Annotated in this window: 24 protein-coding genes; 7 read left to right on the forward strand and 17 right to left on the reverse strand. The window is 47.5% G+C overall.

The annotated features are described in order from the left end of the window. Positions 1–42: 42 nt before the first annotated feature. From P6910_RS00400 to P6910_RS00435, 8 genes are all read right to left on the reverse strand, one after another. Entirely contained in the window at positions 43–1,320 is a 1,278-nt protein-coding gene (locus P6910_RS00400) for an AhpA/YtjB family protein (RefSeq protein ID WP_317144315.1), read from the reverse strand. A 163-nt stretch (positions 1,321–1,483) separates the two neighbouring features. Next, positions 1,484–4,600: a type I restriction endonuclease subunit R gene (locus P6910_RS00405; RefSeq protein WP_317144316.1), complete on the reverse strand. Its 3,117-nt coding sequence runs from the start codon at positions 4,598–4,600 to the stop codon at positions 1,484–1,486. Continuing rightward, a complete protein-coding gene (locus tag P6910_RS00410) occupies positions 4,597–5,505 on the reverse strand; it encodes a virulence RhuM family protein (protein WP_317144317.1) in 909 nt (302 codons plus the stop codon). The genes P6910_RS00405 and P6910_RS00410 overlap by 4 nt, the downstream gene beginning before the upstream one ends. A gap of 127 nt (positions 5,506–5,632) precedes the next feature. Then, positions 5,633–6,850, reverse strand: a complete 1,218-nt coding sequence (locus P6910_RS00415) for a restriction endonuclease subunit S (RefSeq protein WP_317144318.1) — start codon at positions 6,848–6,850, stop codon at positions 5,633–5,635. Positions 6,851–6,861: 11 nt separating this feature from the next. Continuing rightward, on the reverse strand, positions 6,862–7,467 hold the full coding sequence (gene fic / locus P6910_RS00420; protein ID WP_317144319.1) for a protein adenylyltransferase Fic: 606 nt from the start codon (positions 7,465–7,467) through the stop codon (positions 6,862–6,864). Then, positions 7,464–7,646 (reverse strand): hypothetical protein, encoded by a 183-nt coding sequence (locus P6910_RS00425; RefSeq protein ID WP_317144320.1) that lies wholly within the window; start codon positions 7,644–7,646, stop codon positions 7,464–7,466. The genes fic and P6910_RS00425 overlap by 4 nt, the downstream gene beginning before the upstream one ends. Then, on the reverse strand, positions 7,643–7,942 hold the full coding sequence (locus P6910_RS00430; protein ID WP_317144321.1) for a hypothetical protein: 300 nt from the start codon (positions 7,940–7,942) through the stop codon (positions 7,643–7,645). The genes P6910_RS00425 and P6910_RS00430 overlap by 4 nt, the downstream gene beginning before the upstream one ends. A gap of 107 nt (positions 7,943–8,049) precedes the next feature. Further along, positions 8,050–9,600: a type I restriction-modification system subunit M gene (locus tag P6910_RS00435; protein WP_317144322.1), complete on the reverse strand. Its 1,551-nt coding sequence runs from the start codon at positions 9,598–9,600 to the stop codon at positions 8,050–8,052. A gap of 383 nt (positions 9,601–9,983) precedes the next feature. Between P6910_RS00435 and P6910_RS00440 the strand changes: the two genes are divergently transcribed. Further along, on the forward strand, positions 9,984–10,685 hold the full coding sequence (locus P6910_RS00440; protein ID WP_317144323.1) for a hypothetical protein: 702 nt from the start codon (positions 9,984–9,986) through the stop codon (positions 10,683–10,685). 102 nt (positions 10,686–10,787) lie between these two features. On the opposite strand, the gene P6910_RS00445 is transcribed toward P6910_RS00440, so the two are convergent. Beyond that, the gene (locus P6910_RS00445; protein WP_317144324.1) at positions 10,788–12,116 is read right to left on the reverse strand and encodes a hypothetical protein; all 1,329 of its coding nucleotides are present in this window, start codon (positions 12,114–12,116) and stop codon (positions 10,788–10,790) included. Between the two features lie 410 nt (positions 12,117–12,526). Between P6910_RS00445 and serB the strand changes: the two genes are divergently transcribed. Next, the gene (gene serB, locus P6910_RS00450) at positions 12,527–13,753 is read left to right on the forward strand and encodes a phosphoserine phosphatase SerB (RefSeq protein WP_317144325.1); all 1,227 of its coding nucleotides are present in this window, start codon (positions 12,527–12,529) and stop codon (positions 13,751–13,753) included. Positions 13,754–13,793: 40 nt separating this feature from the next. On the opposite strand, the gene P6910_RS00455 is transcribed toward serB, so the two are convergent. The 6 genes from P6910_RS00455 to P6910_RS00480 form a co-directional block, all read right to left on the reverse strand. Continuing rightward, complete coding sequence (locus P6910_RS00455) at positions 13,794–14,396, reverse strand: hypothetical protein (protein WP_317144326.1); 603 nt, start codon at positions 14,394–14,396, stop codon at positions 13,794–13,796. A gap of 37 nt (positions 14,397–14,433) precedes the next feature. Next, on the reverse strand, positions 14,434–15,357 hold the full coding sequence (locus P6910_RS00460) for a nucleotidyl transferase AbiEii/AbiGii toxin family protein (RefSeq protein WP_317144327.1): 924 nt from the start codon (positions 15,355–15,357) through the stop codon (positions 14,434–14,436). Beyond that, the gene (abiEi, locus tag P6910_RS00465; protein ID WP_317144328.1) at positions 15,347–15,889 is read right to left on the reverse strand and encodes a type IV toxin-antitoxin system AbiEi family antitoxin; all 543 of its coding nucleotides are present in this window, start codon (positions 15,887–15,889) and stop codon (positions 15,347–15,349) included. The genes P6910_RS00460 and abiEi overlap by 11 nt, the downstream gene beginning before the upstream one ends. Positions 15,890–16,134: 245 nt before the next feature. Next, on the reverse strand, positions 16,135–16,353 hold the full coding sequence (locus tag P6910_RS00470; protein ID WP_317144329.1) for a hypothetical protein: 219 nt from the start codon (positions 16,351–16,353) through the stop codon (positions 16,135–16,137). A 15-nt stretch (positions 16,354–16,368) separates the two neighbouring features. Continuing rightward, a complete protein-coding gene (locus tag P6910_RS00475) occupies positions 16,369–17,229 on the reverse strand; it encodes a hypothetical protein (RefSeq protein ID WP_317144330.1) in 861 nt (286 codons plus the stop codon). Positions 17,230–17,234: 5 nt separating this feature from the next. Then, positions 17,235–18,014 carry a hypothetical protein gene (locus P6910_RS00480; RefSeq protein WP_317144331.1) on the reverse strand — a complete coding sequence of 260 codons (780 nt, stop codon included), beginning with the start codon at positions 18,012–18,014 and terminating at the stop codon, positions 17,235–17,237. Positions 18,015–18,476: 462 nt separating this feature from the next. Between P6910_RS00480 and P6910_RS00485 the strand changes: the two genes are divergently transcribed. Together P6910_RS00485 and P6910_RS00490 are read left to right on the forward strand one after the other, a co-directional pair. Then, positions 18,477–18,755 carry a type II toxin-antitoxin system RelE/ParE family toxin gene (locus P6910_RS00485; RefSeq protein ID WP_317144332.1) on the forward strand — a complete coding sequence of 93 codons (279 nt, stop codon included), beginning with the start codon at positions 18,477–18,479 and terminating at the stop codon, positions 18,753–18,755. Further along, positions 18,755–19,045, forward strand: coding sequence for a HigA family addiction module antitoxin (locus P6910_RS00490; protein WP_317144333.1), 291 nt, complete (start codon positions 18,755–18,757; stop codon positions 19,043–19,045). The genes P6910_RS00485 and P6910_RS00490 overlap by 1 nt, the downstream gene beginning before the upstream one ends. A 17-nt stretch (positions 19,046–19,062) precedes the next feature. Here P6910_RS00490 and P6910_RS00495 read toward each other — a convergent pair whose 3' ends face one another. Further along, complete coding sequence (locus P6910_RS00495; protein WP_317144334.1) at positions 19,063–21,078, reverse strand: EAL domain-containing protein; 2,016 nt, start codon at positions 21,076–21,078, stop codon at positions 19,063–19,065. Positions 21,079–21,315: 237 nt separating this feature from the next. Between P6910_RS00495 and gmk the strand changes: the two genes are divergently transcribed. Next, positions 21,316–21,933, forward strand: coding sequence for a guanylate kinase (gmk, locus tag P6910_RS00500; RefSeq protein ID WP_317144335.1), 618 nt, complete (start codon positions 21,316–21,318; stop codon positions 21,931–21,933). Positions 21,934–22,139: 206 nt separating this feature from the next. Here the strand turns inward: gmk and P6910_RS00505 are convergent, their stop codons facing one another. Further along, positions 22,140–23,936, reverse strand: coding sequence for an aminopeptidase P family protein (locus tag P6910_RS00505; protein WP_317144336.1), 1,797 nt, complete (start codon positions 23,934–23,936; stop codon positions 22,140–22,142). 444 nt (positions 23,937–24,380) lie between these two features. Between P6910_RS00505 and rpoZ the strand changes: the two genes are divergently transcribed. Next, complete coding sequence (gene rpoZ / locus P6910_RS00510) at positions 24,381–24,632, forward strand: DNA-directed RNA polymerase subunit omega (RefSeq protein WP_252177852.1); 252 nt, start codon at positions 24,381–24,383, stop codon at positions 24,630–24,632. Between the two features lie 39 nt (positions 24,633–24,671). Continuing rightward, entirely contained in the window at positions 24,672–26,825 is a 2,154-nt protein-coding gene (gene spoT, locus P6910_RS00515) for a bifunctional GTP diphosphokinase/guanosine-3',5'-bis pyrophosphate 3'-pyrophosphohydrolase (protein WP_410493866.1), read from the forward strand. Positions 26,826–26,930: the final 105 nt, after the last annotated feature.

Here is a 26,930-nt window from a genome sequence, read left to right on the forward strand (position 1 = left end):
AGATTCTAAACAGCTATGAGCGAAGAAAACAGTAGGCGTTGACTATCGCTCCAGCTCCCGGCTGATGGAATAAGCCTCCTGCGCAATGGCTTGCTGCTGTTCTGCAGGTAAACCGGTGACCTCCACAATGTCTTCACCCTGTTCACTGAGTTTTATTTCGGGCTCTCCGGCAGGTAGCCAGTTGAGCTGATCACGAAACATGTGAATACCTTCCGAGTCAGGCAGGCTCGCCAGCATCAGTGCATTACTGGCTGCACTGTCGGATTGTGAGGGGTGTTCGGCACCAGGGAAATCACTGACGCCGTCACTGACACAGATACCCAGCCCCATCTCAAGCGTAGCAATGTTCTGCTCGCCAACTACCCTGTTAAGACTTTGTATTAATAGAGCACAACTCAGTGCGTCCATGGCAAAAGAAGTACTTTCCAAGCTGGAAAAGCGAATATACCCGGTGCCGTCTGGCGTATAACTTAAGTCACCCTGATAGTGCTGAGCTGCACACTTAAGAGCTTCGCTCTGAGTCTCAATAATGTTCATCAGATCGTGGGGGGCAAGCAGTTGCCGTAGCCGGGACAGGTTTTTATTGCGGACACTGATAATGGCCGAGATTTCCTCTTTTTCCTCTTCCTCGGGTTCCGGCTCAATGGAGTCCATCAGTTTTTCAGTCAGTTGTTTTTCCACAAAGCCAGAGAGTCGGAGTACTTCATTTCTAAAAGAAACCGGATTGGTGGGGGATTGCAGAATAGAATGCAACTGTCTTTCAATAAGGTTGAGTCGGGAAGTGATATTGGAGGCGAAAAAGGAGAGCAACAACAATCCACTGATCAGAAGGATGATGCTGATCGAAATGATCAGTGTCAACGCATCGCCGGAATTCCGGGTCAGTAACCCTTTGTCCAGTTGCAGGCGGACATAGCCTGCAATCACGTCCTGATAGTGTATCGGTGACGAATAAGTTTCACCCTTCTCACCGACCTCATCACTCTCTGAAGAGGCTATTTCACGATTATCAATGCTGTATATGGCGGCCTTGGCCACGTAGGGGTTTTGCACCAGCTGTCCCAGCAATACGTTGAGACTGAGTCTGTCTCCTGTTACCAGCATATCAGTCGCCGCACTGGCTGTCTGGGCACTCAGCAGACTTCCGATGGAGTCAGCCTGATGACGGCTGGCAGACTCCAGCTCGCTGCTGACCAGAAAACCGGTAGACAGAGTCAGTGCTGTGAAAAGCACACCAAACAGCAATAGTAGTTGCTGACGAAGAGACAGAGCTTCTGATTGTCTGGCAAACAGGGTGATGATTTTTTTCGGCAATGACAAGGCCGAACCTCCTAAGGTGTTATGTCAGGCGCTTCCATTGAACTGTTCTGCCAGAGTGCCGATCACGCGGAGCTTTGTGCATTGAAGAACGCATTGGGTACCAATAGGCACGATTCTAACAGAGAATGTGTTTAAAACCTGACTTTCAAACACGCTCGTCTGGTTAAATCCGGTCATTAATGCCTTTAAATTTTTCCACGAAATCAGCAATTTTCTGGAACACTGTTTGTTTCTTCGTCTTGTATTGAGGATTCAGCGGGCTCATTTTGGGAAGGGTTGCATTCAAGTCAGTACCGTTCTCGCTGGCGTACTTCCGCTTCAATGAAGTACTGATATAGCGTCTGGCCGCATCGTCATTTAAGCCTTCAGAGCGGATAAGTTCTTCGGCCTCACGCTTTTGTTCTGCCTGAGCGAACTTATAGAAAGCATCAATGATGCTGGCCTTGTCTCCGATGTTATCCAGGTCGGTCTGGTTGATAAAATCAACAATCAGGCTTTCCTTGGCACGGTTCCCGAGGCTGGCACGAATAAGACGACGGACTTCTTCAATCAAGTCCGCTTTATTTTTATTCTTCTTGTTGTGCTCAAAAATCAGCTCCAGTATGTAGTCAAGATTGATCTCCTGTGATTTCAGAAGGTCTACTTCAAAGATGACATCGTCCCAATCAATGCTGGACTCTTCCTTCTGGTTAGCGGCTTTTTCACGACGCAGCCAGTCACGGGTATCGTTATAAGTTGAGCGATAATCCTGAATTAACCGCTCTGAAGGTACTTCGATAGTATCCATGGCTGCCAGGTCATCGTCGTTCAGATAGTATTTGGCTTTAAACGCCTCGACGGCCTCAGGATTATCCCTATCAACCGTTTGCAGGGCTTTCAAACCAGCAAACTCATCGTAGTTTTGCAGTACATTCTCAACGCGCAGGTATTCACCAAAGAGTTTTGCGAAGTCTTTTTTATCCTGCTCTTTGACAATTTCGTCAGGCTTTGGAAAGCGTCTTTGCAGTTCTGCCACAACCTCCAGATAGCCACGACGAGCTTCGCCTGTGGTGATATCGGTAAATCCTTCCATGTACTCTTTGTAGCTCTTCTCCAACACGACATTTTTAGTGTTCTTATCACCAAATAGCGTGATAGCGTCGATCGTTGGCTGCTCAAGATCACGGAAGGTGACGATATTGCCAAAGGTCTTGGTGGCATCATAAATGCGGTTGGTACGAGAGTAGGCTTGCATCAAACCGTGATAACGCAGGTTTTTGTCAACAAACAAGGTGTTTAACGTGGGGGCATCAAAACCTGTCAGGAACATACCGACAACGATCAGCAGGTCGACTTCCTGTTTTTTTACCCGTTGGGCAAGGTCACGGTAGTAGTTTTGAAAGCCTCTGCTATCGACACCAAAATTGGTTTTAAAGTGGGCGTTATAGTCAGTAATAGCGGCGCTCAGAAACTCTTTGGCACTGCTATCCATGGCAGACACCTCAAAGCTCTCATCAACAATATCTCCGACGGCATCCTGTTCTTCATTGGCCGCAAAAGAGAAGATAGTGGCCACTTTAAGGAGCTTTTTGCCCGGTTGTTCTTGATGGTCTTTATTCTGTAGGGTTCTGAAGCTTTCGTAGTAAGCTTTGGCCGCATCCACGCTGCTGACGGCAAACATGGCATTGAAGCCCTTGCCACCGGCTTGCAGTCGGTGAGTCTTTTGCCTGAAGTTATTCAGAATGTACCGGGAGATTTCAGTAATACGTTCCGGATGCAAAAAAGCCTGCTTGTTTTCAGCGGCGGTCAGTTTTTTCTCATCCGTTTCTTTTTCAATATTTCTGAACCGTGGTCGTACATCGTTGTAGTCCACTTTAAACTTCAGCACCTTTTCATCGCGAATGGCGTCGGTGATGACATAAGAATGTAATTCCCGGCCAAACACACTGCCTGTCGTGTCTGCGCCCAAGGCATTCTGCGGGAAGATCGGCGTGCCGGTAAAACCAAACTGATAGTACTTTTTAAACTTTTTCTTCAAATTCCTTTGTGCTTCACCAAACTGGCTGCGATGGGCTTCGTCAAAAATAAACACGACCTGTTGTTGATAGACAGGCAGGTGGCTCTCGCTTTTGATCAGGTTGTTCAGCTTCTGAATGGTAGTAACAATAATTTTGTTGTCGTCTTTAGCGAGGTTGCGTTTTAAACCTGCTGTGCTGTCTGAGCCGTTTACGCTGTCGGGTGAAAAGCGCTGGTACTCTTTCATGGTCTGGTAATCAAGGTCTTTACGGTCCACCACAAAAAAGACCTTATCAATAAAATCCTGCTCAGTAGCCAGACGGGCGGCTTTAAAACTGGTTAAGGTTTTACCTGAACCGGTAGTGTGCCAGATAAAGCCACCACTCTCGGTGTTGCTCCAGTGTTTGCCCTGGTAGGAACTTCTGATTTTCCACAAAATGCGCTCGGTGGCGGCAATCTGGTAGGGACGCATTACCAATAAGGTATCGCTGACATCGAAAACACAATAGTGCAGCAGTACCCTGAGCAGGGTGTTTTTCTGAAAAAAAGTGGCGGTAAAATCCTTCAGGTCTTTAATCAGGGTGTTATCGGATTTCGCCCAGTTCATGGTGAAATCGAAGCTGTTTTTATCGCGCTGGGTGGTATTGGCGAAGTAACGGGTGTCGGTGCCGTTGGAAATCACAAATAGCTGCAAGTACTTATAGAGCGAGTTCTCGGCATTAAAGCTTTCTTTGCTGTAGCGATGCACCTGGTTAAAGGCTTCCCGTATGGCGATGCCGCGCTTTTTCAGCTCAATCTGCACCAGCGGTAAACCATTCACCAGAAGGGTGACATCATAGCGGTTGGCCTGGGTGCCGGTTTGTTGAAACTGTTTGATCACCTGCACTTTGTTGCGGGCGATATTCTGTTTATCCAGCAGGTAGATGTTTTCGATATGGCCATCGTCAAACACAAAATCAAAAATGTGGTTGTCATGAACCTTGCGGGTTTTATCAATGATGGTGTCGCTGGGCCTGTCCAGATACTGTTCGACAAACCGGAGCCACTCGCCATCCTGAAACCTGACGTTATTCAGTGCCTGTAATTGTTCACGGACATTGGCCAGCATTTTTTCGGGTGTGTTTAAGCCCGCTACATATTCGTAACCCTGGTTCTGCAAATCCTCGATCAGTTCATGCTCGAGATCGGTTTCGCTCTGGTAGCTGTCCTTGACCTGCCATTCCTGGGTGTATTGATCGAGTACGATGAAGTTTTTTGATTCGGCGATGGTTTTGTAGTCGGTCATTGATCACTACCTTTATTTGTCAGCAGTTTTTTAACTTGACGGTCAAAATCCGATTCTATCCGCTGTTTTTTATTGAATTTTTCGTACTCGGCAAAGGCTTTTTGCTCTGCCTGCTGGCGGCTGATGGTGCCATGGCCTTCGAGAACCTGGTACTCATTAAATTCCAGAAACTTATTCACACTCTCTGCAAACCCTGCCATGGTGAAGGTGTTGCGTCGTTCGATAATTCCTTCGATGTAATCAAAAAAAGCGGATACGGTTCGCTCCAGCTGTTTGATCTCATTTTCAGCTAAATAGTTTTTTGCCACCTTGGAATCTGATTTCAGTACACGGCCATCAGGGGCATTTTTATAGGTGTTCATGCCCATGAGAGGCTGCTCGGCATCGGCTTTTAAAGCGATGATTTCTGCTGCCGTGTGACCGGTAATAGCAAAATGAAATTTGTCTTGCACATGGGCATAAAACAAACGGGTGGTGTCTGATTTGGGATGGTAGTCGATACTGCACTCGGCAAAGATATCGGTAATCTGCTGATAAATACGCCGCTCGCTGGCACGGATGGAACGCACCCGCTCCAGTAGCTCTTTAAAGTAATCCTTACCAAAATACCGGCCATTTTTTAAACGTTCATCATCCATGGCAAAGCCCTTGATGATGTATTCCTTGATTAAGGCCGTTGCCCAAATGCGGAACTGTGTGGCTTGGGTTGAGTTGACCCGATAGCCGACGGAGATGACGGCATCCAGGTTGTAGTACTCGAGCTTGCGTTTTACTTCCCGCTTACCCTCCTGTTGAACTGTTTCCAAAATGGAAATAGTTGCTTTTTGATCGAGTTCGCCACTGGAGTAGATATTTTCCAGATGCTTGGAAATGGCCGGAACACCCACGCCAAACAGCTCAGCCATACGCTTCTGGGTCAGCCAGAGGGTTTCATTGTTCAGCAAGACCTCTACCTTTACATCACCACCGGGAGCGGTATAAAGCAGGAATTCGGTGGTCTGGTCTTGCAGGCTCAGGTTTTTATGGCTCATGTCAGGCTGCCCTCTCTTCTGGCTTTGGGAAGCTTAGCAGCAGGTCACGGTAGTACTCGTATTGCTTTTGGCGCAGCTCAATTTCTCGGGGTAAGCCTTCGGTGATGGAGTTTGTCAGGGCGTCGAATTTGTCCAGTATGGCAACGATTCGCTCCTGCTCTGCAAGGGATTTTTTCGGGTCGTTTGCGTACGGGATCGGTATTATGATTTTTTTGACTGTTGGAACCGTAAGTTGAGGTATTCCACCTTTATCACCACCAATTGGAGTCATATCTAATATGTAATTCAAATATTTGGTTAGAATGACGGCCTTGTCAGGTACCAAAACAATCAAACGGATGATAGGGGTGAATTTTGCTTTTCTAACTGTGTGATAACCAACCTTTGCGCCCCTTGCTGAAATCGTCACAGCATCGCTGTCAATTTTGTATCCTTCTGTGTAACCGTAGAGTGCCTTTTCTTCAGTCGCATTTGCAAAAACCGGATATGGGAATTCCGCAGTTGGCTGGGTTTGACCTTTTGCACAGTTTTTAGGTACATCACCACCAGCAGAAATTGAGGAACAGACATTATCCAGCGACTTCCACTCAACCTGCCCATCATCAAAACTCAACAACTGATCACGATAGTAGTTGTATTGTTTTTTTCGTGCGGTAAGCTCGGTGGTCAACTCGGTGGTCAACTCGGTGGTCAACTCGGTGAATTTGTCCAATATGGTGATAGTTTTAGCTTGTTGAGCAAGTGACAGGTCTGGATCGTTTGGATACGGAATCAGAATTGGTGTTTTTTTGATGTTATCGTTATAAAGTCGCTTGATCACACCGCCATCTGAAACATGCCAGTTTGCAATCTGATAGAAGTAGTAGAGATACTTATTTAGTACTTTGCTTTCATCATTCTCAATCCAAACAATATTGCTATCTTGGAAATAAGCATCGCTACCATCAAAGATAACAGCTCTCCCAATGGTTCCACTTGCAGAGATGAGAACCTCGCCAACTTTAGGGTAGTTGTACTTCGCCCTGTACTCTTCAAAGATTTTACGTGAGATATATGAGTTTGGTTTTTTTCCAAAAGTACCTATTTTAAAAAATGGAATGTCGCCTGAGTCTGAAGTTTGGTTTTTTAGAATACGTTTGCACATGCGAACATCACCAACCCACCCCAATGTCTTCCACTCAACCTCAACCCCATCCAACAACTTTTCTATAAAATCCATATCAATCACCACTACAGCTCCCCAGTCCAGAATTCACTATAACCTTCGTAAAAATAGCTGGCATCAATGCCTTTTAAATACAGGTCACGGTCGTCTATATGATCGGTTAAGGCCTGCCTAAGCAGGTGTTTGATCTCGATATCTTTGACGACACTGCGTTGCATGGCAGAGAAGTACTCTTCTTTGTCTACCCGGTTCCAGTCGATGACCTGCCGGATTTCGGCTTTGAGTATCAGATCCAGCCAGATGCGGGTGGCCCGGCCATTGCCCTCACGGAAGGGGTGGGCGATATTCATCTCCACGTATTTTTCGATGATCTCATCAAAGTTGTTTTGGGACATTTTGTCGATATTGTCTAACGAGGTTTGCAGGTACATCAGGGGCGCAAAACGAAAATTTCCTTTGGCAATATTCACTTCGCGGATAAGGTCGGCAAAATCATAAATATCACCAAAAAGGTAGGCATGGAGGTAGGCCAGACCAGAAAACGTACCAACCTCTGCTTTGTTGATATCACCGGAATCAAAGAGCTGTTTGGCTTTTTGCTTGCTGAGCTTTTCTTCTGCTTTGGCCAGTTCTATTTGGTCGGTGATGTTTAATTTATTGGCCAGAGTCATGGCTTGCCTCCATTTTTCTTTTGAGAGGCCTTTAGGGTGTAATGCCTGATTGTTTCATTTTTTCTGGCAGTGGTAGTTATTCGAAAATCTCGAATAACTGCATAAATCACTTCAATTCCAACCAGCAGTCTATCCAATAAGCTGCTATTTTCTATTGTCTTGTGCTTGCCAGAAATCATACTTGACTTGCTCGCTTCTTGTTCAACAAAGAAATAGAAAGGCTCACCAGTCCAACCGCCGATAAAGCGTCTGTTGTATTATCTTTCTGTGCATCGTGAACAAAATAGCGACTGTGGGTACGCTTTAAGTCAACAATGGTGTTGGCTTCAAAAATAACTACTTCTATTTCACTTTTATTGTTCAGAAAGTAATGCTGCTCTTTTTGCAGGCAGGCTTCCTGCGCCAGTGAGTAATCACTGTATTCATCGCATTGCGTAGCCTTGGTGGTGCGATTGTGTTCAACGAGATAATACATGGTGAATCGCAACCTCTCTTTGCAGTCTGTAGCAGTTATCCGGAATTTCCGGATAACTGCATTTCCTGTAATTCGCCATTTGAAAGATATTTTCAAATGTTCATGCCTCAACCTTCTATCTCAGCCACAATGGCATCAATCTCCGAGCGTAGCTGATCTATCCTGCCAACCGTGGTTTTCAACTCAGCATTCAGCTGAGTAATATCAACCTTCTCCCGGGTATCCCTGGCTTCCACATAACTGCTGACCGACAGGTTGTAGTCATTGTCAGCGATTGTCTCAAGGCTGACCGACTTTGCGACATGCTCGACATCGTCCTTGCTGTCGAAGATCGCCATAATCTGCTGGATATGCTGATCCGTCAGCACATTGTTATTGGTCTCTTTTTTAAAGAAGTCCTCACCGCTGGCATCAATAAACTGGGTGGTGGTTTCGGTTTTGTGCTTGGAGAGTATCAGGATATTGACGGCAATCGTCGTACCATAGAAGAGGTTGGAGGCTAACGAAATCACTGTTTCGACATAGTTGTTATCCACAAGATACTGGCGGATTTTCTTTTCCGCCCCACTGCGGTAAAAAATGCCGGGGAAGCAGACAATGGCTGCCCGGCCTCTGCCGGAAAGGTAGTTGAGTGCGTGCATGACAAAGGCAAAATCCGCTTTGGATTTGGGCGCCAGCACACCGGCGGGGGCAAAGCGGTCATCATTAATCAGGGTCGGATCACCGGAACCGATCCACTTCACGGAGTAAGGTGGGTTGGAGACGATGGCATCAAAAGGTTCGTCATCACCAAAGTGCGGATCCGTCAGGGTGTTGCCCAGCTCGATATTAAATTTGTCGTAGTTAATGTTATGCAAAAACATGTTCATACGAGCCAGGTTGAAGGTGGTGTGGTTGATCTCCTGACCAAAAAAACCTTCTTCAATAATATGGGCATCAAAGTGCTTTTTTGCCTGTAGCAACAATGAGCCAGAACCGGCTGCCGGGTCATAGATTTTATTGACACGGGTCTGTTTGTGCATGGCCAGCTGGGCGATCAGTTTGGACACACTTTGCGGAGTAAAAAACTCCCCACCAGACTTGCCGGCATTGGCGGCGTAGTTGGAGATCAGAAACTCGTAAGCATCGCCGAACAGGTCAATATGGTTGTCCTCAAAATCGCCGAAGTCCAGCTCTGCAACGCCTTTGAGCACAGCAGCCAGTCGGCTGTTTTTATCTTTTACCGTGTTGCCCAGACGGTTGCTGGTGGTGTCGAAGTCGGCAAACAGGCCTTTGATATCCGCTTCTGACGGGTAACCGTTGGCTGAACATTCAATCGACTTGAATATGTCAGCCAGCTCGGTATTAAGGTTATTGTTTTTACTGGCATTGGCCGCCACGTTCACAAACAGTTCACTGGGGTAGATAAAATACCCTTTGGTTTTGATGGCATCTTCTCTGGTTGCGGCAATGTTTTCATCGCCATCATCCATGGCCGCATAATTGACGCTGTCATCACCGCCCGTGATGTAGTTGGTGAAGTTCTCACTGATAAAGCGGTAGAAAAGAGTACCAAGGACGTACTGTTTAAAGTCCCAGCCGTCTACTGAGCCACGCACATCATTGGCAATCTGCCAGATCTGGCGCTGTAGCTCGGCGCGTTGTTGGGCACTGGTCATTGAGGCACTCCTGAAAATAAGGTTCTTCTGACAGCACGCTACCGCTCGGAGATTTGGCTACTGCAATCAACAATAGGCGGAGCATGGGTCTCGATAGCTCTGTCAGTAAAAAAGGGTTCAGTTTATCACTTTCGCTGAAAAGCCTCGCCCAGAAGAGGGTCGGGAGCGTCAAAATACTGCAAAATGACAAGTAACTGCCTGAAAGCGGCCTGACTTACCGTAAATATAAAATCATCGAATAGATCATGCCTTATTCGCAGGTTTGTTAATTGCACTGACTTCAATGTTATGAACTTTCGTTCAAAAACCAACTCTTAACTATTGAATCAATTTTTAAATGTTGTTGCTAAGTGAGAGCGAAGCTAACTAAAAAGGTAGTAAATATGAATAATGTTGATAACAATTCCGGCATTGTTGGTTTATTTTCGCTAAAGCCTAAGAAGGAAACACCAGAGGGTGTCAGTTTTGGCAGAACTACAACGGTAGCTGATAATGTTGATTCTTCATTGAGTCATACTGTAAAAAGGAGTGATCCCGATCACTCATGTCAGAGGTTGGGAGCTGTTGCCAGCACCAGCACGTCACTTGAACAGAGAGTAGTGTCTAACCAGACAAGCAGTGAAATAGACGCAGCAAATAAAAAAGCTCAGGAAACTGTGTCAAGAATCATAAAGCACTTGGATCTTTTGAAACAAAGTCTAATTGTCATTGATAAACTTTTTGAAAAGACAGATTCTAACCAGTATATTCAAGTATTTGAGAAGGTCATCCAATTACTCGGGTATCTTGAACCTTGCAATATTTCAGAAGTTATGGAGCGTAAATCCGGTGATGGTTTTAGTGCTATTTATGAGCACTTTTATTATGGGGATGAGGTGTTATTCTCTTTAATTCGTAATAGTGCTATCAAAAGTAAACTTGAATGTGGTCATATGGATGGGTTACCCGCTATTCAAACCAGCGCCAAATTTGAAGAACTCCTTTTTGCTCCTGGCGGCCCCGTCTATCAAGCTGCAAAATGTGAATTTGAGGTATTACAGATCAAATCGTTACTTGATGGTCTTAAAGGCTTGTCTGTTAGCTAATAACCTGACGAAAAATACAGTTTATAATGAGAAGGTTTACTTATAGAGACTTACCTGGCGGTATAGTTCGAGATCAGAAACTCATAGGTATCACCAAACAGGTCAATTGAGCTTGTCACCGTAACGTTTTTCGAACCATCTTTCAAAATCACTGTTCTCGCTTGAGCTTGAGCTAGAGGTTTCATCTTCATCTGACTCTTCTATAGCTGCTCTTTCTGCGGCGTGTCGCGCATGACGCATTGCAAGACATGATGCTGTTAGTATGCCTGCCATTAGCACTTCATCATCTTGATGAGGAAACCGTGAAAACATTTCTTCCCTTGTAACCGCCGGTCCAAGAGATTGTTCCAGAATAGAATTGATTCTTTCATCAGTATTTTCTGGGAACAGTATTCTAATCGATCTGGCAATCGCACAACCCAGTGCTGTCACTGCGTTTTGAGACTCCGGCAACGCCGCCGGAGCGCTCCCGGTCGCACCATCAATAGTTTGGGACGCATTGTCTATCTCACTTTGCTTGCTGGATACCAAAAAATGATAAAGACTTTCCAGCTTTAGTGATTGATGCGGGTCTTCCATCCTGAATCTTTCCTTAAATTCTTCTTCATCAAGAAAGTCTTCAGAAAAATTTGTCATTAGAAGAGAATAAAGCATTTCTACTGTTTTCAATTTCTCCACCAGGAACCTCAGCAGAATCATAGTGTCATTAACGTTTTCAGTATCTGAGTAGTTTTCATAATTCATAAAGGCCGTGACTTCTACAAAAGTTGGCGTTATCGGATAATCCAGAAAGGTAGAGAGTAGTGATTTGTCGTCGTTTACTCCCAGAAGTCCATGACTTGTTGGCAAGGGAGAGTTTCTCTTGCTGCCAAGACCTGCAAGAGAAAACATAGCCTGAGCTGGAGTCAGGCTGCCTGAATATTGCTCTCCTGAATATTGTTCTCGCCGACTGCCCTTTTGATAATCGCTGCTTTGTAAAAAGACACTCGTCGGCAGGCCGTTTAAACCAGCCGGTAATTCTTTTGCGGTTACAGTAATGCCCGAAAAAAACTGCCCTGTTTTTTCAGTACGAATTGAACCATTAACAGGCACAAAAACAGCCTTCTTCTTTTCTAACAGAGACTGCAAATCAATGTGCATCAGATGACCTGAACTATCAGTCACAACCAGAGACTGGCCAGCATCTGCCCGAAGTCTGATGATATTTTTTTCGTTAATGTCTGAAATCAGCAGTACTGAGCCTTTTTGGGAATCAAAAAACGGAGTAAAACCATGGATGGATAAAATTATATCCCCCTCCACAATAATGGAACCATCGCCCAGCACTATAGATAATGGCTCAGGCGAAGGGGTTGGGGGAGAATCTCCTTTAACTGTTCCTACTGCAATCAAAGTAAAAAATAACAATGTTTGCCGTAAGCCGTTTCGCATTGAAAAACCCCACTTAGCAGAAAATAAATTGGAAACATCTAATGCTTGAACGGTGCCAGCTTTTGATCACTCCGACCTGCAATAGTACACAAACCCTGATTGTCGTATGTTGAGTGGGGATATTGATGCAGAGCTGGTAAATACCCATTGCCTTTAATGGATTCCTCTAACAGATCGACAGTTTAGCTCGTTTTCCAATTTTCAGATTTTTCTGACCCATAAAGTGTTTTATTTGAGCTGTCCATGACGTGATTCCCCCTTTTAACCAGATCAGAATATAGGACAAAGAGCGTCAGGGTTCCTCACTGCCTGACGGCAACGAGCTCTATGAGTTACAATCCGCCATGAGCGATAGAAAAAGGCTGGTTACCGCCGTTTTTCATTCAAAACGATAAGAAGTCAGGTGAACTGTGAGAGAGATTCTGCTGATCAACGTGAAAGGGCAAGACAAACCCGGTCTGATGTCTACCATAACGACCATCATGGCCAGCTGTGCTCGTCTGAACAGGGGGCTGGAAATGCTTGATACTCGCCAGTCGATTATCCGTGACACCCTGACCGGGGGGACTCTTTCATGGCAGATCATCCTTCGATTGCCAGAAGGTTTGGAAGTCTCTCCCGTGGTGACGGATCTGCGTTTTCACTTTGATGAGCTTGAACTTCAGTTTAATCATCAGACCCTTTCTGATGGAGACTATGAACAGTGGGTATCCGGTCAGGGCAATAATCGTTACATCCTGACCCTGCTTTCCAGAAATATCACGGCAGAACAAATCGCCCGTGTTGCCAATATCACGACTGAACATGGTCTGAATATCGATCAGATTACCCGACTGTCTGGCCGTTGTCTGGAGTTCTCGGTCTGGGGCGCTTCTCCCGATCTGGATAAATTGAGGGCGGACTTTTTACACATCTCCACAGATATGGATATGGATGTGGCCCTTCAGGAAGACGACATCTATCGTCAAAATCGCAGACTGGCGGTGTTTGATATGGACTCTACCCTGATTGAAGCCGAGGTCATTGATCGGTTGGCTGAAGCGGCGGGTGTGGGTGACAGGGTGGCAGAAATCACTGAAAGGGCCATGCAGGGCGAACTGGATTTTAATGAGAGTTTCCGCGAGAGACTGGCCATGCTGAAAGGTCTGGATGAGTCGGTTCTGGCAGGTATAGCTGAAAAGCTTCCCATAACAGAAGGGGCTGAAAAGCTGTTTCAAAGCCTGAATGCCCTGAACTATAAAACAGCCATTCTGTCTGGTGGTTTTACTTACTTTGCCCGCTTCCTTCAGGAGCGATTAGGGGTCGACTATATCTTTGCCAATGAACTGGAAATCGTTGATGGCAAAGTGACCGGTGCAGTCAAAGGTGAAATCGTCAATGGCGAGCGCAAGGCAACCCTGCTCCAACAGATCGCCCGCAGAGAAGGGATTTCTCTGGAGCAAACCATTGCCGTAGGCGATGGAGCTAACGACCTGCCCATGCTGGGGGTGGCCGGACTGGGGGTTGCGTTTCGGGCCAAGCCTCTGGTCAGGCAAAGCGCCAGACAGTCTATCTCAGTATTGGGCCTGGATAGCATACTTTACCTGTTAGGCTTCGGTGACAAAGACCTGCAAATTTTGAGTCAGGATAACAGCTAAGTAAGGTTCTGGCGTTCAATGATTAGAAGACAGTTTTTATTCATTTAAGTAATGAACCCTGAACTGTCTCACTGCACTGGTCAGCCGTCTCACCGTCAATCAAAAGTTCCCCTTCCTGGTCACCTTGCCCATCCAGAACCCGGTAGAGTAGTGAATAAGCGACCCGCCACTGCCCTTCTGCCACCCTCAGGGTGACCGATTTAGTATTCAGACGGAGGACATGACCAAATTGTTCCTTTCCATGCTTATCTTTAAAACCCAGCAGATCTCCAACAGCAATGGCATGGCGACTCAGCCGCTGCCGGGTTTCATGATTGACACGGGCATCGGCTCCTTCAAGATTGAGCATGTAGTAGGGCACTGTCCAGCGTTTACCATCGGTAAAATCCAGTACCAGTGCCCGCTTTTGCCTAAGCTGCAAGACTTCACAGTCACGAAGCGAATTGCTATTACTCTCAAAATAGCTCAGCTTCTGTCCTATGATCAGCGCCGCCTTGATCCGCCCTATGCGCTCTGACGACTCCAGCTCCAGGTCAATCATGGCATTCAGCCGGAACAGATCGAAGTTGCTGGCTTGGTTCAGAGCCTCCAGCAATTGAGCATAATCCATAGAGGGCTTAACTGGTGGTTTACTGTTATTCATATGTCATCATTACTCCAGAAAAGAACATCCACCCTCATCACATTCTGAACTCAGGAGGCTCAACTTTACCATAAAGCTCTCCCTTCAATCCGCTAAACAGTTGGTTCAACGTCCCTGACAAATAGCTTGAAAATTTTTCCTTACCCAGTGTGCGTTCATAGACGTCAGAAGGTATAAATCGCCGCATTTCCGTTTTCAGACGACCATCGGATACCATTTCAGGGATATTTTTAATCAATTGATCCAGCCGTTGTTCAAAAGAACCAAAATCATCAAGCCGGTAATCGTCCACTTTCTTTTTCACCAGCTCAACATTCATTTCGGCGCCCTGTTGCAGAAGCCAGGGCAGATCCCATATATCACGGTAGCGAATGTATTTTTGTGTCGCAGGTAATGCAATCAGCTTGTCTGCAAGCACTTCGTCAAGGGTTTCAGTGAATACCAAAGTGTCGCCATAGCCATCCGGTAGAAACGGATAATTCACTCTCAGTGGCAATGCTTTTTTGGTGTATGCAGGCACGTTAGCGACTTCAATCTTGATTCTTTGTCGAGGAATATCTTTACGGCCTGGAGAAGTTATTATTGAGATTTGCCATTTGTCAATGTTCATTTGTGTATAACAAGGCTCTTTTCTGAGTGTCGCCGGTTCTTTAACCGATACCACCAAACCATATCTGGCACCAATATAGTCCTCAATACAGTTCTTTATATTGGCAAGAGACGCTGATGAAAAGTCCATTCCGCCGACAAAGTCCAGATCCTCACTGAACCGGTTACCACCATGACACAAACGAAGCGACGTACCGCCCTGAAACACCAGATGATCCAACAGGCCTTCCTGATCAAGACAGAACAGAATGTCGTAATGAAGTAGCTCTTTCTCAACGACTGGTCGCATCAGGGCAAGGTTATTATTTTGCATAATCCGTTCAACCAGCTGTGAGAAATCTTCAGTGGTCATTTTCATAACTCTGTACCGCCTTCACCAGATGAATATTCCTCCCTACACGTCTTAAATCTCGCATGGCCGCCTCAGGCGTGGCGATTTTTAACGGTCTGTCACGATCAACGGCGCTGTCCAGAATATCGGCGACTGAACGGCGGGTGTGGGTAAATTCAAGAACCCCAAAAGGGGTTTTATACTCTCCCTTCCGCCCCGTAGTCATGATGGTCAGCCGATCCACTGGAATCTGGGAAATAGCACCATATTCCGATAGCGCGGATTCCAGACTGATGTAGTTGTACTCCCCCCTTCGCAAGGCTATGGCGATGCGCTCCAGAACATCGCTGGCAGAGGTGCTTGACAGGGGGAACGTATAAATTCCTTTCATCATCCGACGGAGAATATCTTTCTTAACCAGTCGGACCAGTCCAGCCTGTAATGCCCGCGGGGAATCTTCAATAAAGATTTTGCCCAAATCCCGGGTTGTAAAAACTGAATGTCCCATCCGGTCAAAAGCCGATAGCCGACGGATTGCTGTGGCCTGATCCATGGTTCCTCACTCCATTATATAGACGGTTTAACCACTTAAATGGTGTATATCTGTCTATATAATAGAGGAATTCACAACATGCAAACACTAACAACATTAAAAAGTGGTGTTAGTGTCTACTTGTTGACTAGTGTTTTCTGTCGATTGTACATTTTTAAAGCAAACCGCACCTTTCAAAACCAACCAATGATTGCTGGGACTCAAGGCAGTCTGTGATAACTAATTGATTAATAAGCAGCGGTCGTTTACCGGCGCCTCAACCACTGCCAGTGGCTGGTTTTCTTGGCATAGCGTTGTTTTAGCTCTGCCAGCTTCTCATCGTAGGTTGTTTGCCTGTCGAGCATTTTGGCCATGAGTTGAAGATCACCAAGCTCTGCAGACAGTTCAGAGTACACCGTAGAAGAACCCCTTTTCTCAAACAACTCTTCCACGCGGTGCCAGCAGGCATTTTCGTTGGCGGTCACGGTTGCAGCCTTTTCCTATTGTTGCCGCAGCTTCTGCTCCATGGCCTTTATATGGGCCTTTTTCCTCGACGCCTCGGCGGAATCCAGAAGTTGGCCAACCGTGACCGAACTGCTGGAGGGCACTTCCTGAGCCTGATCAACCAGGGTGGCAAACTGTTCTCTGCGTACAGTACCGGTTTCGTCTAACAACAATGCCTTCAGCTGCGTTTTGGCCGTTGCTTCGGAAAGTAGCGCTACATATCGTTCAACCAGTGCTTCCGGCTGGACACTGATATAATCCGGTTTGACCCGGGCCGACGCCACAACTCGCTGAGCATCCAGTTTCAGGAAATCGCACAACGCATTCTGGCTGGCAGAAAGATCATCAATGCCGGGTGGGATGGCGGGAGATAGGGAATCTGGCTCCAGCCAGTCCAATTGAGATAACCAGGCCAGATACAGGGAACGGTAGTCACCGTGCATCAACTCACTGCGAATGTTCAACAGGCTACCCATCCAGCCATCACCTTCATCCCAATCGTCGTCGTAGCCGTCTTCATTTTCATAAGCAAACTCAATGATCCAGTGACCAGCCACGCCCGTGTGATTGCAGGTATCGTTCACCAGATACCGAAGCAGTAGCGATTCGTCCATAAGATTTTTAGGTATCTTGATGGCAAAAACTTTGCAGCCAAAATTGGAAACATAGACATAAGCATCAAAGAATCTGCTCAGCAACTGCCTCGGGTCGGCTTTTAAATCACCGTAGTTGTATGTGTTACAAAACCGGGTAGACGATATCTGTGCCCGGCTGGAAATCCCCCGGAGATACCCCATCTCCTCTTTGGACAACTGTCGGTCAACGGCCACCAACTCATAATACTGGTATTCACTCATGCTTTTTATGCCTTCTTGCGCTTACGTACCTCGTCAAGGCTGACCACATTATCGGGTAAGGCCAACGATGCCTCCTGCCCGATAAGAGTAGCTGCTCCAAAAAGAAAAGGGTTCGGAAAATCCCCGGCCGACGTTTCCGGATATATCCATTCAGACAGACCTCTGGCAAATCGGAACAGCCAGTCATCCACCATCCTCGACATGGGAATAAACGACTCCATATGTTTTGCTCCAGGAAATGCCCTGGCTTTTTTGCGGACGCAGTTGATGCGCTGCATTCCCAAGCCGATTTCTTCACTCTCCTTCAGCTGTTCCAACCCATAAAGTTCATAGGACTGGCTCAGCCACTGCTCAGCATCCGTAACATGTCCATTGACGCTGAGGTCGGTATTTCTGACAAACCGGATTACCTTCTCCCTATCCAGAAACTGGTCATACATAGTCTGAGCCTGGTCTTCTGTGGTAGCGCCACTCTCTATGGCCATGTGTATACACTCTCTTGCCCAGCGCTTGGTGAATCGCTCAGCAAATTCGTTTAAATCAGAAAACATCGGGTTAGAAAAAAGAATGGCGTAGCGGCTGCGGGCTTCTACTGCAATAACATCCGTGTACTCCTTTCTATTCCGGTAGCCCTTAACCGCATGCACTTGCCAGGCAATGACATTATCGCCAGAAGCGATGGGCTGAGTGCCTATGCGCTTGCCGTCCGGACTGGGTAAGCGATCCAGATCAGCCTTCATGTACTTGCAAAAGGCATTGGTAGCAGAAATTAATACTTCAAGCATTTACGTTATCTCTTGGCTGTTCTCTTTCGGGATGGCTTATTGGCCGAATAGGACAGATTTGAACTATCTGTGTATGGTGCGACTAATTTGGAGGGCCATGCCAGACCTATCGACACTACGGCCAGTGATTGTTATGTGGCTATTAGCACACTACTTAGCCATCTTGAACAGCTTTTGCAAATTTTCCAGTTCATCGACCTGGGTCGTTCGCAGAAATACTCAAAACCGCTTTTTGTCCACAGCTTATCCATAGTATGCCAGGCGCTGAAATCCTGTGTATAACCCAGCTGGAAACTCCGGTTCGGCAAAAGGTGGCAACATCCTTTGCTATCCTGTCTCTGTGTTTGAGGCAGGTGCCGGTAGGCTGCTGTGCGATGGCAGCCACAAGTGCCTGCTCATTGGTTTGCTTGACCACTATCATCTACCAATTGACACTGGAACCTTAGGGGTTACGCTCCAGCCATGATAATCAGTTTTCTGCACAAGGGGTTGGAGCGGTTCTGTCTTACCGGTAAAACCTCGGGAATACAGGTGCAACATGCCAGAAAATTACAGCGCATTCTCACCAATCTGGACGAAGCAGAGCATATTTCTGAAATGGATTTTCCCGGCTACCTTCTGCACCTGCTGAAAGGAGAACTTCAGGGTATCTGGTCGGTCACCTTCAGTGGCAACTGGCGAGTTACCTTCCGACTGACTCAGGCCGGTGTCGAAATAGTCAACTATGAGGATTACCACTGATGGCAATATATAACCCCGCCCACCCCGGAGAAATTCTGGGTGAAGATCTGCTGAAACCGCTTGGACTCTCCGTTACTCAGGCGGCAGAACACCTGCGCGTCAGCCGTAAAACCCTGTCCAAAATTATCAACGGCAGGGGGCGATTACCGCAGAAATGGCGTTGCGTTTGGAAAAGGTGTTTGGCAAACCTTCTGCCGACCACTGGCTGCGGATACAAAACGCCCATGACCTTTGGCTCTTCTATGTTCATAGCTGTTTGGCAAAATAACTTGCTGCCGGCCGAAAGCTGAACAAACTCAAGTCACAGCTAGCTGCTGAAGTCGTAGGTCATGGATTCAAGAGGCGGTTGCAGATAATGACCCTGCATATAATCTACACCCAGCTGCCAGATGCTGGTCAGTGTCTGGGCATTTTCTACCCCGGGCATGATGATGATTTTATTGAGGCTCTTGAGACTCTTCGTGGCTTTCCTGAGATGAGCGTCGTCATTACGATCAAGTTTTTCCGTGAACAGATAATCCAGCTTCACAAACACCAGATCCAGATGTTCCATGATTCTCATGGAGCGTGACTCGCCCGAGAACTGGGTCATGGCAAACTGACAGCCAACAGGCTGCAAACGTTCTGCGAAAGTCTTAACCTGATTGAGATGCTGGTGAACCAGTCTTTCGGCCATTTGCAGGATAATCATATGGCCTGGAACATCTGCAGCTTCCAGTAGGCGAGACAGGCGCTCGGTAAACTCTTCATCATCCAGACTGGCCTGACTGATGTGAATCATCAGACGAGTATCTTCACCGTTTCTGAGCTTTCTGGACAGCAGCTTCACGGACTGACGGATAACCCAGCGGTCAATAAATGGCATCAGGTCACTGTCTTCGGCGGCATTGATAAACTCGCCGGCAGGGACTTCTCTGCCCTTCTGGTCAAGAAGACGCAGGAGAACTTCATAATAGCCCGGGCCATCTCCGGCTACGCTGATCACAGGCTGGAACAACAAACGAAAACTGTCGTTTTCAAGAGCCTGGCGAATTATGGCAACGGTATCACCATTGCAGGCTTTCTGATTATCGATAGCGCTTTGGGAAAAGAATTCGAGCTTATTACCGCCGCTGCTGGCTGCCAGATGACAGGCCAGACGGGCGCGTTCCAGCAGGTTTTGTCCATCACATTCCTGACCACTCTCGGCCAGGCCAATACTGGCTGTGGTGAAGAGAGTTTGCTGCTCTGTAGAAATCAGTTCCTTTTCCAGAGCTTTTCTTAAAGGTTTCAGATCGGTAATATTTTTTTCATGGACATTGATCAGGTATACCTCGTCACCATAGTGTGTGGCCGTACTCTCGGGTAAATGTTCATAGAGAAGCCGACTCATTGTTTCCTGAACCGCTATGCTGCCGTCAATGCCTGTATTTTCCCGAATCGAGTCGTAGTTATCGAGCCTCAGATAAGCCAGAGTTTCCGGCTCCTGTTCAGAGTTGAGCACCAAGGTAAAGTGTCTTCGCGGAATCAGAATAGAATCGTCTTCCTGATGAACGACCGTCGTTGTCGCTGATGTGGGAGCACTGGCTTTGACTATGACCTGAATGCATGGCTCGTCATCAAACACGGCATCAGATAACAGAACTGTTGCCGGAAAAGTCTGATCTTCTGAGTTTATTAGCTGGCACTCAACAGCGGGTTGTTCATCGCCCGGTTTGAAATGCTTGATCAGATTTTTAAACAGAGGCTGGTCTTGGGAAGCGATCATATCAATCAAAGGCATACCCGCCAGATCATCCGGGTCTTCATAACCAAACAGTTTGATGTATGAAGGGTTGGTATCGATGTGCATGCCTTCGTGAACATAGGCAATGGCCTGTGAAGTATTGTCCATCAGTAGTTGACAACGCTGCTTAAGGTCGTTCAGCTCTTTTTGCAGCTTTTGCAATTGTTGTCGGCGTTCCTGACTCGATTTTTCTCTGAGAATAGCGTGTAGTATGTGTTCTTCGTGAGAGTGATGGATAGCATCACCCGCTCCTTTCTCAAGCCAGTGTTTTATCATGTCGGGATTATTATCATGAACAGACACAATGACTGGAATATCGAGTTTTAATCTCCGAATGCTGGACAAAACCTGCCCGGCATTGAGCATGGGCGTTTCTTCAACCGTGAGCAATAAATCCCAAAGGCCAGTGTTCAGAGCCTCTTCAAGCTCATCCAGAGTTTCCAGATGTTGTACCCGGGCCGGAAGGCCGGAGTTGCGGAAAAGTTTAACCCAACGCTCTGCCTCGTTTCTGGAAGTCTCATGCGTCAACAGGCGTACCGGCTGTTTATTATTATTCATGGTGGCCTCGTTGCAACCCTTGCAAAACCCTTATTCTAGTGACACTCCCCGCCTTGTCGAGGCTGTCGCAAAAGCCTCGATTGAGCTAGGGTTTACGGCGATTCTACTAAAGAAGTGTTATTAGCTTCTGTTAAAATGCATTCTAATCATTCTCCGTAATGTTCAAAAGACTTAGTGTACATCGGAAGTGTTTCATTTAAATCCCCGGCAGTCTTACTGCTGTCGTTTGGAGATATCATGGCAAAGAAAGGTAAACTCTATATCATTGCAGCCCCCTCGGGAGCCGGTAAGACCAGTCTGGTCAAGGCTATGGTTCAGTCGACTCCCCATGTGAAGGTATCGGTTTCCCACACAACTCGTCCGATTCGACCCGGCGAAACAGACGGAATGAACTATCACTTCACCAGCAAGGACGCTTTTCTGGAGCTGATGAACCAGGGCCGGTTCCTGGAACACGCAGAAGTCTTCGGGAATTACTATGGCACCTCTGAAGCCTGGGTGCGAGAACAGCTGGATACCGGCGAAGACGTTATTCTTGAAATTGACTGGCAGGGTGCCGAGCAGGTGCGCAAGCTGATGCCAGAAGCCGTCAGCATCTTTATCCTGCCTCCTTCCAAGGAAGCGCTTCGTGAGCGTTTGATCGGTCGTGGCACCGATGACCTAGACGTGATTGAACGTCGTATGAATCAGGCTGTGAATGAGATGTCTCACTATGCAGAGTTTGATTACCTGGTTATCAACGATGAGTTTGATCTGGCATTGCGTGATCTGCAAACGATCATCAGGAGTCGTCGCCTGTCTATTGGCTGGATGCAGCACTACAAGTCCGGCCTTATTGAGGGTTTGCTGAACTGAACATCGGATTCGAAAGTGGTTCTGTCGGCAAGGATCTCTTTGTTCTTGCCGTTGACTCGGTCTGGCCAAAAACAGTCTGGTCAGCGCCGACAGCAGGGAGCAAAAACGCTGAGTTGTTACAACGAGTGGTTTCTCAGGCAGTCGTTCTGGGGAAGGGACAAAACGACAGCCATCGGGCTGCCGTTTTATTCTGCAGTTGCCTCTGATCAGATTGCTTCCGTGGCGTTGGTCAGCCACTCCAGATCTCCTCCTTCCAAAAGTGGAGACAGTTCACGTCTCACCCTGGCGTGATAGTTGTTCAGCCACTCAATCTCCGCACTATTGAGCTTATCGAGTAACAGTGGACGGGTATCAATCGGTGCCAGAGTCAGATCTGTCAGTTTGTAGAAATCGCCGAATTCGGTTTTGATATCTTCTTCAACCAGCATGATATTTTCGATCCGGATACCGTGCTTGCCATTACGATACATACCTGGCTCATTAGTAATCAGCATACCGGGTTTCAGAGCTACATCCAGGAAGTATTGGCTGACACTGTGTGGGCCTTCATGAACATTCAGGAAATAACCTACACCATGACCGGTACCATGATTGTAATTCTGACCTTCAGCCCATGCCGGTTGCCTGGCCAGCATGTCCAGCTGGATGCCACGGGTACCACGCAGGAAACGAGCCCGTGCCAGGTTAATATGACACTTGAGCACCAGAGTGTAGTCTTTCTTCTCCTCTTCGGTCATTTCACCGCAGGCAAAAGTGCGGGTAATGTCTGTGGTGCCATCCGGGTATTGGCCTCCCGAATCAACCAGCAGAAGCCCCTTTGGCTGAACTGTAAGGCAGGTGTCTTCTTCAGCCCGATAATGAATGACCGCACCATTAGGCCCATATCCGGCAATGGTCGAAAAGCTTGGTCCTTTAAATTCAGGGGCCATTGCCCGGAACGCCTGAAGGTTTTCATCCAGGGTAACTTCGGTCAGGGTTCCCGTAGAAATCTGGTCTTCGAGCCAGCGCATAAATCGCACCATGGCGACACCATCTCGGCGATGGCAGTCATTCATGCGTTTGATTTCAACCGGATTCTTAATTGCTTTGAGGTTTCTGGCCGGGCTGGTGGTCTCAATAACATCGACGCTGTCTGCAATAGCCTCAAACAGCGACTGAGAGGTAGTCGCGGGATCAATCAACAGTGCAGTATTGTCGAGTGACGACAGACTGTCTGCAATCGCTGAATAAGCTCTCAACTCAACAGATGAAGCTTTCAGTGCTCTCAGAGCGCTTTTATCTATACGACTCTCGTTAATAAAGAGCTGTGCCGAGTTTTTGGTAATATGCGCATAAGCAAGAAAAACCGGGTTGCATTCAACGTCAGAACCACGCAGGTTGAACAGCCAGGCTATGTCGTCAAGGGCTGTGAGCAGAACATGATCGGCTCCGGCTGCTGTCATTTCTTTCCGTACTTCAGCCAGCTTTTCTTCACGACTTTTTCCTGCTATCTCATCGCTGTGGAGGAAAACGGACTCAGCAGGCATGGCCGGGCGGTCTCTCCAGATATCATTCAGCAGGTCAAGATCGGTTTTAAGGGAGAGGCTTTTGCTATCAAATGACACTTTGAGATTTCTGACGAATCTGAGGCTGACAACCTTGCCATCAAAGCCAACGACCTGACCTTCTTCAAGGTTATCTGCTATCCATCTGTTGATTGGCGGTACATCAGGCTGCCCCTGCTTCATTAGTTCAATGCCGCTGCCCGCCAGTTGTTCTTCAGCCTGAAGAAAATAGCGCCCGTCGGTCCATAAGGCAGCCTGCTCCTGAAGTACCACGACGGTACCTGCTGAGCCGTCAAACCCGGACAGCCAGCCACGACCATTCCAGCGATCGGCCACGTATTCGCTCTGGTGTGGATCGGAGCTTGGAATAATCCACGCGTGAATGTTCTGGCTTTTCATTGCTGATTGCAATGCTGCCAGCTTTTCTGGAGTCGTCAGCTGATTAATCGTGATTGTCATAAGTTTCGTTCTGATTTGTCTTTGGCAAAATAATAATGTCAGGTGACGGCGATACTATAACTGCCTTTTAGGGAAGTCCGAAAGGTAGAAAACCTCTACTCCTAGCCTTTGTCACAGTCTCGTGGCTGTCCAGTAAAAAGAGCGGATGTACCATTATACGGATGTGCCTCAGAAAGGCCTATTGATCTGACGCAATCAAATCAGTTGCCGATAAAATAATCAATGACCGATGAACAGACCTTCCGGAGTATGGTTACTGAACCGTCACGGGCTTGTTTGGACTCTGGTCGTAAAGTAAACTGTAAGGTCGGAAAACAGGCTGTTTCGGCCATGGAACAAAAGTGCTCTTTCCTGGGAGTCTGACTGAAAACAGGCAGAACACTATCCCCGGTCGGGCGAATAGGAAAGGGCATTTCCACAGTGATCAAATTTGAGAGGTGAGCAGTGGCTCGAGTAACCGTAGAAGACTGTCTGGACAATGTTGATAATCGCTTTGAGCTGGTTATGGTCGCTTCCAAGCGTGCCCGTCAGCTGGCGATAGGTGGTAAGGACCCCAAATTGGAATGGGAAAACGACAAGCCCACCGTTATGGCGCTGCGCGAAATTGCAGAAGGTCTGGTAACCCCTTTGTCTGTTGAAGAAAAAGTGGTAGACGAAGACGAAGCGGCCATGTTCCTGGCTGGCGTCGAGGGTTAATACCTCCAGATTTCTCCCGGAGATGTTCTGGATGGCTGGATGGCTGCACAGGAGGAGCGGGCTTTGCTGACTATTGAAGAGTTTGCCGGCCGCTTGAAGTCCTACCTGAATCCCGAACAGGTGAATCTTGTTCGTAGGGCTTACTATTACGCTGAACAGGCGCACGACGGTCAGACCCGGCGTAGTGGTGAGCCTTATATTACCCACCCCCTCGAGGTGGCTGCCATTCTTGCAGACATGCACATGGATCATCATAGTCTGATGGCTGCCATGCTGCATGATGTTATCGAGGATACCGGAATTGAAAAATCTGCCATTCACGAACAGTTCGGTGAAGTGGTAGCTGATCTGGTTGACGGAGTCAGCAAACTAACGCACATGCAGTTTGAAAACAAGACTCTGGCCCAGGCCGAAAACTTCCAGAAAATGGCTCTGGCCATGGCACGGGACATCCGGGTCATTCTGGTCAAGCTGTCAGACCGACTTCACAATATGCGTACTCTGGGTGTTCTCAGACCTGACAAGCGTCGTCGGATTGCCAGAGAAACACTCGACATTTACGTGCCGATTGCCAATCGGCTGGGTATGCACAATCTGCGGATTGAACTTGAAGATCTCGGCTTTCAGGCCATGTATCCCATGAGATCCCGAATGATACGTCAGGCAGTAAAAGAAGCCCGGGGTAATCGCAAGGATCTGGTGGGTCAGGTTCAGAGAGCCATTGCTGCCCGTCTTGAAGAAGTAGGCCTGATGGGTCGGGTGGTAGGACGGGAAAAGCACCTTTACAGTATCTATCGAAAGATGCGTAACCAGAGCAAGTCCTTTGCCGAAATCATGGACATGTTCGCATTTCGTATCATAGTTGAAAGTGCCGATTCCTGTTACCGTGCGTTAGGCATGGTTCATAATCTTTACAAGCCTATTCCCGGGCGTTTCAAAGACTACATTGCTATACCCAAGGCCAACGGCTATCAGTCGCTTCATACCAGCCTTTTCGGTATGCACGGCGTTCCTATCGAGATTCAGATCCGTACCCAGGAAATGGAAGATATGGCCAATAATGGCATTGCTGCTCATTGGCTCTATAAATCCGGAGATGAAGCGCTGTCTGGCAGTCATGCCCGTACACGTCAGTGGCTTAAAGGTGTTCTGGAACTGCAAAAGAATGCCGGTGATTCACTGGAGTTTATTGAGAACGTCAAGATCGACCTGTTCCCGGACGAAGTATACGTCTTCACACCCAAGGGGCATATTCTCGAATTACCCAAGGGTGCCACTCCCGTTGATTTTGCCTACACCGTCCATACTGATGTGGGTAACACCTGTGTCGCCTGTCGCATTGATCGCCGTCTGGCTTCCCTGAGTCAACCATTGCAGAGTGGGCAGACGGTAGAAGTGGTCACAGCCCCCGGTGCAAGACCTAATGTTGCCTGGTTGAATTTTGTTGTGACCGGCAAAGCCCGATCCAATATACGTCACTTCCTCAAGAATCAGCGGCGCAATGAATCCATTGCCCTTGGTCGTCGACTGTTGAACAAGGCTCTGGTCAGCTTCGAGAGTCATCTCGATGATATGGACGACCAGGTTCTGAAAGGTCAGATTGAAGCGCTGAAATTCGATACTGTAGATGACCTTCTGGAAGATATAGGCTTAGGCAACCGCATGGCCTACGTCGTTGCACGTATGCTGATTGAGCCTGGCAGTGTGGAAGCAGAAAAAAACCAGATCGATACTTCTGACTCAGAGAAGCCACTGTCGATCCGGGGCACGGAAGGCATGGTGATCAGCTTTGCCAAGTGCTGCTACCCGATTCCGGGCGACCCGGTTGTCGGACACGTCAGCTCAGGCCGTGGCATCGTGATTCATACCGAAAGCTGTAAAAACATTGCTGATATTCGTCATAGCCCTGAAAAAGTACTGGAAGTGGATTGGGACAAAGATGTTTCCGGCGAATTCACAGTCGAGTTGTTGGTAGAGCTGGAGCACCATCGAGGCATGATTGCTTCTTTGGCAACCAGTGTCACCGCAGTGGAGGGCAACATCGAAAAAATCAGCATGGAAGAGCGTGATGCCAGCTTCTGCATGGTTCAGCTGGTGATCAAGGTAAGGGATCGTCTCCATCTTGCCCGAATCATTAAACGCCTTCGTGTGATCAAGGGCGTTCACTCCATTAACCGTCGCAGAGAAGCCTAGCAGCCTGTCGGACTTAAGACTGTCCTACACGGCAACTGCTCCTGCGTTGCTCTAGCTCCTGCATCCATGCAGTCGTGCGGTTGCAATAAATTGGTCTAAAAATCC

Origin of the sequence: Endozoicomonas sp. 8E (genome assembly GCF_032883915.1) — a bacterium.
In the GTDB taxonomy this organism is placed as follows: Bacteria; Pseudomonadota; Gammaproteobacteria; order Pseudomonadales; family Endozoicomonadaceae; genus Endozoicomonas_A.

What these genes read in the sequence shown, in the direction of transcription:
- P6910_RS00475 (WP_317144330.1), bottom strand. Translation starts at nt 17,229, where the DNA reads ATGAGTGAATACCAGTATTATGAGTTGGTGGCCGTTGACCGACAGTTG.
- P6910_RS00445 (WP_317144324.1), bottom strand. Translation starts at nt 12,116, where the DNA reads ATGCGAAACGGCTTACGGCAAACATTGTTATTTTTTACTTTGATTGCA.
- P6910_RS00455 (WP_317144326.1), bottom strand. Translation starts at nt 14,396, where the DNA reads ATGAATAACAGTAAACCACCAGTTAAGCCCTCTATGGATTATGCTCAA.
- P6910_RS00505 (WP_317144336.1), bottom strand. Translation starts at nt 23,936, where the DNA reads ATGACAATCACGATTAATCAGCTGACGACTCCAGAAAAGCTGGCAGCA.
- fic (WP_317144319.1), bottom strand. Translation starts at nt 7,467, where the DNA reads ATGACTCTGGCCAATAAATTAAACATCACCGACCAAATAGAACTGGCC.
- P6910_RS00480 (WP_317144331.1), bottom strand. Translation starts at nt 18,014, where the DNA reads ATGCTTGAAGTATTAATTTCTGCTACCAATGCCTTTTGCAAGTACATG.
- P6910_RS00410 (WP_317144317.1), bottom strand. Translation starts at nt 5,505, where the DNA reads ATGGCTGAGCTGTTTGGCGTGGGTGTTCCGGCCATTTCCAAGCATCTG.
- gmk (WP_317144335.1), top strand. Translation starts at nt 21,316, where the DNA reads ATGGCAAAGAAAGGTAAACTCTATATCATTGCAGCCCCCTCGGGAGCC.
- P6910_RS00460 (WP_317144327.1), bottom strand. Translation starts at nt 15,357, where the DNA reads ATGACCACTGAAGATTTCTCACAGCTGGTTGAACGGATTATGCAAAAT.
- P6910_RS00405 (WP_317144316.1), bottom strand. Translation starts at nt 4,600, where the DNA reads ATGACCGACTACAAAACCATCGCCGAATCAAAAAACTTCATCGTACTC.
- P6910_RS00415 (WP_317144318.1), bottom strand. Translation starts at nt 6,850, where the DNA reads ATGGATTTTATAGAAAAGTTGTTGGATGGGGTTGAGGTTGAGTGGAAG.
- spoT (WP_410493866.1), top strand. Translation starts at nt 24,672, where the DNA reads ATGGCTGCACAGGAGGAGCGGGCTTTGCTGACTATTGAAGAGTTTGCC.
- P6910_RS00430 (WP_317144321.1), bottom strand. Translation starts at nt 7,942, where the DNA reads ATGTATTATCTCGTTGAACACAATCGCACCACCAAGGCTACGCAATGC.
- P6910_RS00425 (WP_317144320.1), bottom strand. Translation starts at nt 7,646, where the DNA reads ATGATTTCTGGCAAGCACAAGACAATAGAAAATAGCAGCTTATTGGAT.
- P6910_RS00485 (WP_317144332.1), top strand. Translation starts at nt 18,477, where the DNA reads ATGATAATCAGTTTTCTGCACAAGGGGTTGGAGCGGTTCTGTCTTACC.
- P6910_RS00440 (WP_317144323.1), top strand. Translation starts at nt 9,984, where the DNA reads ATGAATAATGTTGATAACAATTCCGGCATTGTTGGTTTATTTTCGCTA.
- P6910_RS00495 (WP_317144334.1), bottom strand. Translation starts at nt 21,078, where the DNA reads ATGAATAATAATAAACAGCCGGTACGCCTGTTGACGCATGAGACTTCC.
- abiEi (WP_317144328.1), bottom strand. Translation starts at nt 15,889, where the DNA reads ATGGATCAGGCCACAGCAATCCGTCGGCTATCGGCTTTTGACCGGATG.
- P6910_RS00490 (WP_317144333.1), top strand. Translation starts at nt 18,755, where the DNA reads ATGGCAATATATAACCCCGCCCACCCCGGAGAAATTCTGGGTGAAGAT.
- P6910_RS00435 (WP_317144322.1), bottom strand. Translation starts at nt 9,600, where the DNA reads ATGACCAGTGCCCAACAACGCGCCGAGCTACAGCGCCAGATCTGGCAG.